Source organism: Phormidium pseudopriestleyi FRX01, from assembly GCF_017313335.1.
GTDB lineage: Bacteria > Cyanobacteriota > Cyanobacteriia > Cyanobacteriales > Laspinemataceae > Laspinema > Laspinema pseudopriestleyi.
On record NZ_JAFLQW010000649.1, the window covers coordinates 1 to 8,582 of the forward strand.

General features: G+C 44.9%; 7 protein-coding genes. 4 read left to right on the forward strand and 3 right to left on the reverse strand.

Annotation, left to right across the window (positions count from 1 at the left end):
• Positions 1-163: 163 nt before the first annotated feature.
• Complete coding sequence (locus J0895_RS24400; RefSeq protein ID WP_207090579.1) at positions 164-1,267, reverse strand: tetratricopeptide repeat protein; 1,104 nt, start codon at positions 1,265-1,267, stop codon at positions 164-166.
• A 646-nt stretch (positions 1,268-1,913) separates the two neighbouring features.
• The gene (locus J0895_RS24405; RefSeq protein ID WP_207090580.1) at positions 1,914-2,099 is read right to left on the reverse strand and encodes a hypothetical protein; all 186 of its coding nucleotides are present in this window, start codon (positions 2,097-2,099) and stop codon (positions 1,914-1,916) included.
• 301 nt (positions 2,100-2,400) lie between these two features.
• On the opposite strand from J0895_RS24405, the gene J0895_RS24410 reads away from it, so the two are divergent.
• Positions 2,401-3,381 carry an ABC transporter ATP-binding protein gene (locus tag J0895_RS24410; protein ID WP_207090581.1) on the forward strand — a complete coding sequence of 327 codons (981 nt, stop codon included), beginning with the start codon at positions 2,401-2,403 and terminating at the stop codon, positions 3,379-3,381.
• A 104-nt stretch (positions 3,382-3,485) separates the two neighbouring features.
• On the forward strand, positions 3,486-3,899 hold the full coding sequence (locus tag J0895_RS24415; protein ID WP_207090582.1) for a fasciclin domain-containing protein: 414 nt from the start codon (positions 3,486-3,488) through the stop codon (positions 3,897-3,899).
• A 184-nt stretch (positions 3,900-4,083) separates the two neighbouring features.
• On the opposite strand, the gene J0895_RS24420 is transcribed toward J0895_RS24415, so the two are convergent.
• Positions 4,084-5,529, reverse strand: coding sequence for a glycoside hydrolase family 13 protein (locus J0895_RS24420; protein ID WP_207090583.1), 1,446 nt, complete (start codon positions 5,527-5,529; stop codon positions 4,084-4,086).
• 160 nt (positions 5,530-5,689) lie between these two features.
• Here J0895_RS24420 and J0895_RS24425 point away from each other — a divergent pair, with 160 nt between their 5' ends.
• Positions 5,690-6,382, forward strand: a complete 693-nt coding sequence (locus tag J0895_RS24425; RefSeq protein WP_207090584.1) for a helix-turn-helix domain-containing protein — start codon at positions 5,690-5,692, stop codon at positions 6,380-6,382.
• Complete coding sequence (locus J0895_RS24430; RefSeq protein WP_207090585.1) at positions 6,376-8,430, forward strand: pentapeptide repeat-containing protein; 2,055 nt, start codon at positions 6,376-6,378, stop codon at positions 8,428-8,430. The genes J0895_RS24425 and J0895_RS24430 overlap by 7 nt, the downstream gene beginning before the upstream one ends.
• The last annotated feature ends 152 nt before the right edge of the window (positions 8,431-8,582 follow it).

An 8,582-nucleotide genomic window follows, 5' to 3' on the forward strand; every position in this document is an offset into this window, starting at 1 on the left:
CCAAGCTCTGTCCAGTTCAGACAAAAGCGCTGATTGTTGGAGAAACGAGCCAACTGACGACTCAGGGATTCTGCGATCGCTATTCCCCGCTCTTGGGAACCTAAACCCTCCGGATCGTGAATTGGTTCTGAATCTCCAGTGAAACAAGCACTCAAGGTCTAAACTATCCGATCCAGCGTCGCCATAGCCGAACAATCCATCGGCGGATCCAACGGATCCCACGCCCCAAAGGACTCGACGATCGCCTTACTGGGGTGGGGGTCGGAACTATCTCCGGGGAGGGAGCCTCCACCGGAGACTCATTAAGGATATCTGTAGAAACACCCATAGAAGCATCAGCAGGTTCCGGGATGATTGTAGGGGGCGCGGGTGGCAATTCTAACGCCCGCTCATAACTTCTGAGTGCTTCTGACTGTTGCCCTAACTGTTTAAGCGCCATTCCCCGAGCTTTCCACCCCTGCCAATTCTCCGGATCCAGGGAAATTGCCCGATCATAGCTGGTAACCGCCTCCTCATAGCATCCTAATTCCGCTAAAGCACTGCCCCGATCCACCCAAGCTTCTGCATCATCAGGATACCTTTCCACCAGGCGATCGCAGGCTGCTAGTTTGGGATGATCCAAGGGAATCACAGGGGGAGTCGGGACTGATTCGGGGACAATGTTTTCCTCTACTGGGGTTTCCTCCGGCGCCGGAGGTTTTGGACTGGGGGGCATCTCTTGCAACTTCTCCATTGCCGTTCGTCGCAACCGTTTCGTTTCGCGCCAGGTGGGTTTGAGGGCTAAGACGCGATCGTAACAGGCAACTGCCTCTTCATAACGTTCTAACACGGCAAGCGCTTCCCCTTGGTTATGCCACCCTTGACAATATTCCGGAGAAATCAAAATCGCCCGTTGGTAACTCGCCACTGCCTGCTCATAGCGTTCTAACTCCACCAAAGCATTCCCGAGGTTGTTCCACCCTTGGTAATAATCCGCCTTCAGGGCGATCGCCTGTTCGTAGCTCGTCACCGCCTCTTCATGACGTCCCAAACACTTCAACGTCATCCCCCGATTATTCCAGGCATCCGCATAGTTTTCATCAATGGCGACTGCCTTCTCATAGCTCTCTAGCGCTTCTTCATAGAGTCCTAACTTATAAAGAGAACCGGCGCGATCGTACCAGGCTTTCGGATTATTCATCTGGATGACAATCAGACCCTCTTCCTCGTTCTGATCTCCCGAGTTAAGGGGAGAATTCAAGTTTTCTGGCGATTCTTGCCCTGTCATTAACTAGCTCTCTCCCTTGGTAAACCCTATCCAGTTGAAACACCCCTTCAGGAGCAATTATCCTCTTTTGTGCGATCGCCTTTAATTAATCACCTGATAATCCGCAATTTTCCACTGACCGTTGATCTGTTGTAAATTGTATCGGATTAAATTCGTGCCAAAACTAGCGCGATCGCGATTCGCTCGTCCATTTTCATCTTTCTTCCCTCATTGAGACGGACGCTATATTGGTACTCCAATTAGCGCCGAGAGTCAAGGAGGGGCTAGGTTTGTGTTGCATAAAGATTGTTCTCCATGAATTAATTAGACCATTACCGCCTTGGAGTTGTTTAATCCCGTGTAGTATTGCAATCTACTTTTGCTTAGGGAACTCCAAAAAATAAAATACCCAAAACCCACACCCGTTAACGGTGGGGCACTCGCGGAGCTCGCCGGCCTACGCCGCGTCAGAGTCAGGTTTTTCACCGCAGAACTTGGATAATTTATTTTTTTGGACTCCCTTAAGGCAATTACGAACTGAAATCTTACAACTGAAGTACGCATAACGGTTTGCTCTATTGAGCCGGACCTTTTCATGGGTTAAGTTAGCCAGGTAAAGCCAACCCCAAGGGAACGAACAGAACCGTGATTATTCCTACATTTTTGATCAGCCTAGATGGGTGATAAGGGTCGCAACAGTTATCAAGGTTGACTGAATGAGGGTTCCCGTATCAATGGGAGCGGGTAACATTTCCCCCCGAAAATCGAGCAACTGAACAACGACTAGGTAGGCGATCGCCAGCAAAATGGAAATCGCACCCGTAATGATAGCTATAACTTTAGACCGATCCATTCTATTTTTTCCTCTTACTCCCTAAAACCATTCTATTTCGGAGTCGCAGTAGGAGCAGAAAAAGCCTGAAAGCAATAGTTTGTAATAACGACTTCAGTCGTACTCCCCCCTAAGTCAACCCCCACACCCCTTCAGTTGGACGCCAAACTCCCCAAACACCTCTCAATGAGGCCCTCATCCTTAGTAAAATCCGGTGTAATCCGTAGAATCTTGCCCCCGAAAGGATGTAAAATTAGGCAAACTTGGGTAAATTTGGGACAAGATAGAACTAGATTAGCTTGCACGAAATTGGGAAACGGACATGGATTCTGTCGTTGATTGGCCTGCTGAACCGATAACCACTGAACGAGTGCCAGCGATCGAGACCTTTCAATTGCGAAAGGCTTACCGCACTGGGTTTTGGATGAACAAACAAGTCGAAACCCTCAAAAACTGCACTTTAACCGTGTATGAGGGAGAAACCTTTGGGTTGCTCGGTCCAAATGGAGCCGGGAAAACGACGCTCCTTAAAATTTTATTGGGCATCTTGCGTCCGAGTGGGGGTCGCGGGTTATTACTTGGACAGCCTTTGGGCGATCGCGCTGTCCGTGAACGCATCGGTTATCTCCCAGAAAACCCCGATTTTTATAAATATCTAACCGGCTGGGAATTTTTGGCTTTTACTGCCAACTTATTCCAAATTCCTGCCCGTGAGCAGCGCCAGCGCATTCCCGATCTATTGGATCTCGTTGGCCTCGCCAAATCTACCGCTCGTAATAAAATCCTGCGTAACTATTCTAAAGGAATGTTACAGCGAATTGGCATGGCCCAAGCGCTGATTAATAATCCCGATGTGGTTTTTTTAGATGAACCGATGTCGGGATTAGACCCGTTGGGACGCTATCAGATGCGGGAAATTATTATTTCTCTGAAAGAACAAGGGAAAACGATTTTTTTTAACAGTCATATCCTCGCGGATGTGGAAAAAATTTGCGATCGCGTTGCCATCCTCGCCCAAGGGGAATTAATTTGCTGCGGTTCCCTCAAAGAATTACTGGGAACTTCTGACCTTTATTTTGTCAAAGGTACTGGGGGGAATTTAGAATTGCTCAAACAGTGGTTACCCGACTTGGAGTTAGAAGACGATCGCTGGCAAGGGCATTTAAAAGGTTCGCCCCAGGATTTCCTGGCCAGTTTGCAACTCATGGGAGGTAAGCTGATTACCATTGACCTAACGGGTGCTTCCCTAGAAGAGTTTTTTGTCCAACAACTGCGCGATCGGGGGATTACCGTCAGTCAATAAATTCACCCGGAATTTCCTCCCATTGAAAGATGACCCTAGCTGATTTGTCATGTTATTCCTAAACGGAAATCAACAGAAATCCTCATTTTCGGGAGAAATCACTCATGGCTGACTTGATAGAAACCGCCAGCGAACTCGGGCAATTCAAAACCCTGATGACCTTACTAGAATCTGCTGATCTCCTTGATCTCCTCAAGAGTCCAGGACCCTATACCATCTTTGCACCCACCGATGAAGCCTTTGCCGCACTGTCTTCTAATACCATTGCCAATTGGATGGAAGATATCCCCAAATTGAAGAAAATCCTCACTTATCACGTTCTCAATGGAGACGTGCGGACGGATAATCTGGACGAGTTAGCTTCAGCCGAAACCGTGGAAGGTTCAGTGGTGGGAGTTGATACTTTAGAAGGGATTCAGATTAACGATGCTAAAGTATTGAGTGCCGATCGCCTCACGGACAATGGGGTGATTCATGCGATCGACAAGGTACTGATTCCCAGTCTCGTTTCGGTATAAGTCTCTAAAAACTTACACCCATGCATGGTGGAGCTATACGGACAAAGCCCGCCTGCGCGGGCTACTCTATAAAAACGACTTTTCATACCCGAATTTGGTATCAGAGGCGATCAGATCCAAGAATCCCCTACCCTCAACTCTGATACATTTATAAGGGCGATGCCTCCTGGATCGCCCTTATCATTTAACCCAAAATGCACCCACTCCGAGGAGGAACAGTTAAACTCATCTGGTCACCCTGCCAAGACACCTGAGCTTTCCCATATAACAACTTCTCAGGATGAGAGTTCAACCCAGAGACATCCACCGTCTGCTCACAGGCATTCGTGCCGACATTGACGGCGACAATCAGTTCTTCCTCCGGTAACTGCCTTGCGAAGACATAGAGAGTTCCCTGAGAGGATAACACCTTGTAAGTGCCGGTCCGCAAAGCTGGATGAGCATGACGTAGAGCAATCAGTTGGCGATGATAGTCAAGCACTTCCCGGTCCCAATCTTCTTCCTTGGGAAAACCGCGACGGGAGTCAGGATCCAGACGACCGGGTAAACCGACTTCATCTCCATAGTAAATACTCGGAGCACCGGGGAAGGTCATTAATAGCAGAGTTGCCAACTCGACAGAAGGTTTATCATCTCCGGCGATCGAAAGTAGACGTGCCGTATCATGAGAAGCCAGAAGGTTAAGCTGAGTCAGTTGAATTTCCCAGGGGTACATTTCCAACAACTGCTGGATTTTTTCCGCATAATCCCCGGCAAACATGGGAGGGGAGATTTGATAATCGCGGTCCTTGACTTGACTCAAATCAACGCGATCGCCAGCAGTAAAAGCAATGGTTGGTCCAGTAAACAGATAGTTCATCACCCCATCAAACTGAGTGCCATCCAACCAGGGACGAGCATCATGCCAGACTTCGCCAACAATGTAGGCATCGGGATTAATTGCTTTGATGCGATCGCGAAACTCCTGCCAAAACCCTTCCGTTTTCACCTCAAACGGCACATCCAGCCGCCACCCATCAATCCCGAACTTCATCCAAAATTCCGCCACCTCCATAATGTATTCCCGCACCTCTGGATTGTCGTGGTTGAACACCGGCAAAGCTCGATTATCCGCCCACCCTTCATAATTAGCCGGAAAATCCCCATTGTACGGAGAAAGGGGCCAGCCATGAATCTTAAACCAATCTACCCAGGGAGAATAAGGGCCATTTTCCAAAACATCATGAAAAAAGAAAAAGCCCCGGCTAGAGTGGTTAAAGACCCCATCTAGCACCACCTTGATATTACGTTGATGGGCCTCTAGCAGTAGTTCTCGAAACGCCCCAGTTTTCCCCAACATCGGGTCCACCTGATAGTAATCATGGGTATGATAACGGTGGTTACTCGCCGATTGAAAGATGGGGGTAAAATAAATTGCATTAATCCCCAACTCTTGTAAATAGTCCAGTTTGTCTACAACCCCCCAGAGATTGCCCCCTTTATACCCTTGCAAGGTCGGAATAGCGTGCCAAGCTTCCAAACGACTGTGCTTCAAGAGTAATTGCTTCGGCTGAGTACCTCGGGCGAAGCGATCGGGAAAGATTTGATAAAAAACCGCGTGTTTTACCCAATCGGGTGTTTGAATTTCCATAGATTTTTTTTTGCCTCCACCGCTAATGCTACAATCGTGGGTGGATAAATGGATCTAACCTCCGGTAGAAAATCTCCGCCACAATATTGCAGGAGGTTAAGAAAAGTAAAGTTTCATTAAAATCCCCCTAAATCATCCGGTTCTTCGGCTAGAACTGCGTATGGACGATTTAACTTCTGAAAATAGGAATTTTAAATCAATGGTTACTCTTCGCATTCAAGAACTAGCCGAAGCCAAAGGAATCACCCTGGAACAACTCAGCCAAGATTCCGGTGTTTCAGTAGAGAAGATTAATAAATATGCAGCAGAATCAGTTAAAATTGAAGAAGAAACTGCTGCGGATATTCACAAAATTGCCAATAGTTTAAATCTTTCAACTCTCAATTTATTACAATCGGCTAAAGAAAGTTCTCTTTGGGTGCGAATTAAAATTATTGACCAGCTTGAAAAGAAGAACATTTCCTTGGAATATTTAAGTAAAAAAACGGGAATTAATCTCTCAGTTTTAGTATTTTACAGCACCCAGCCTCTCCGGAAAGCAAAAATATCAGAGCCTAAAATTCAAGATGAAATTAAAATAATATGTAATTTTTTGGAGTGCAGTTTAGATACATTGATTTGTGACGAGTTTAATGATTTTTTAATTCGTTTTGATATAGACGCTTTTATAGAAATTAAAGGCTTAAGTGAAAAAGATTTTGTAATGCTTAGTAATGTATCATGTGACTGTATAGATTTACTAAGAACTCAACCGATTGATAATTCTAAATCTAGCGTTCAATACAGCTATAGTGAAGCAAAAAAAATTTGGTGTGAAACAGTTGGAAAACATCTTAATAATGTGGGATGTTAAAAATGAAAAATAGACAATATGGAAAGGAAAATATTTATGATATTCAGGGGGAAAATTACACAAATAAGCTGCTAACTCTAGATTTCAAGAAAAGCAAAGGGGGACAGAAAACTTACATTAAAACAGGAATATTTTTAGGAGTATTAATAAGCTCTTTACTGGTGAGCGTCATTCCTTTTTTATCTGGATTTTTCCTTCAAATAGTTATTGAAGATATTTTAGGAAAATCTGTTCTTTTAGGAATAAATTTTGTTTTTTTAATTTTTTTTGTTTATATTTCTGCTTTTATTTTACCTGTAAATTACGGATTTAATAACCTTGCAATTTCTATTGTTATGTTTCCCACATTATTAGGGACTATTATGTCCATTACACTTGGTCTTGGCGGTAGTTCTCAATATAGTATTTTAATTGCCATACCTTTTATAGGTTTGAGCATAATTATCGGTTGGGTTGGCACGATAGGTATTGTTTTTTTGCTGAGTATAATTACTATTTCTTGTAAAAAAGTAGGTGCGATTTTTATATTTATTTTTCTATTTTTAATGATTATATTAATTACATTTGAAAGAAATTTATCTCTTCAAGGTATATTAACATTATTGGCTGCGATTACCGTCTTAATTACAGGTACTATAATTGCCCAAAAAGCCCTGAAAGGTGACCCTAAATTTGCTTGGATTCGAGACCAAGCTGTGTTTTGGGCAGCAATTGGCGGAACGTCTTTCTATGGATGCGACCTCACCGATGCTTGCTTTGATGGTGCGGACTTACCTCATACTGATTTTAGACAAGCCAAATTGACTCGCGCTAGTTTTGAAGGCGCAATGAGACTCGATTTGTCGCGACTTCAAGGGACGATTCTTGAACAACCAAAAGTTAGAAAATTACTGACTTCTAAAATGGGGTTTGAGGAAGATTATACTGGCGCAAACTTGAATGGAGCAAATTTGCGGGGTGCAAATCTGACGGGGGCAATTTTAACGGAGGTTCAGGCATTAGATGCCGATTTTTCAGGGGCTACTCTGACGGGGGCTTGCATTCAAGAATGGAATATTAATAAGAATACTCGCTTTCATAATGTCCTCTGCGAAAAGGTTTATCTCAAATGTACTCGCAAAGGGCATGGAACCTTTATTTTCTCGGAACCTAAGCCGGATCATGGTACGTTTCAGCCGGGGGAATTTGAAAAATGGATCACTGAGATTCAAGATACGGTAGATTTAATTTTCCAAAAGGGTTTAAATTGGAAAGCGTTTGCTTTTGCCATCACCCAAACTGCTATCGATACTGAAGGGGTAAATGTCTCTCGCTATCAGGTAGAACATAAAGGGGAAGGGGTGATGTCGGTGAAGGTTGGGGTGACTCCAGAGGCCAACAAAGCCGAAATTCATCAGGGAATTGTCAATAACTATGACTCAGCGGTTGAATTGCTCGATCGCGGTGCGCCCTTATTTTTACAAGCGAAAAATAACCAAATTGAAGAAATTCGAGACTTGCTGCGATCGCAATGGCAAGAATTTAGAGAATTTGTGAATGTTTTCTCCGAGGCAAATCGGTCTATATCCATCCACGGTGAAGGCAATCGAGTTTACATTTTAAAACAAGCAGGAGACATCATGGAAACGAAAAGTGAAGGGTTCAACGTCGGCGGTAATTTTGCGATCGGTGGAGATAACATGACCATGACCGGTGCTCAACTTACATTAGGGGACCTCACGGGTCAAGTGACCAATACGATTCAAGAACTCCACGACGTTCAGTCCGAAAATGGTCAAGATTTAGTTAATATTTTGACAAATTTGCAACAATCGATTACCACGGATCCGGCCCTGGCAGAAAATCAGCAGAAACGGGCACTCAAAGCTGTGGAAACCCTCGCCAAAGAAGGGAAAAAGCCTCCGGAAGAACGGGACAAGGATATTGCGGGAATGGCTTTAGATGCTCTGCAAGGAATCTCCGCTACTGTGGGTCATGCCAGTAAACTGGCCGAATTTGCCGAAAAATACCTACCGACCCTGAGTAAGCTGTTTGGTCTCGTTGGCTAGTTCTAGAGGACGAAACGGCACAGGACCGATCGCCTTCCCCAAAACCACCGCGCAGTTCCAGGCAGAAGCAGGTCCGAAGTGTTCTACAATACGGACTGCGGGTTTAAACCGCAATTGGTTTAGCGGTCTGGCTAGAACTTGTCCTCATCCCA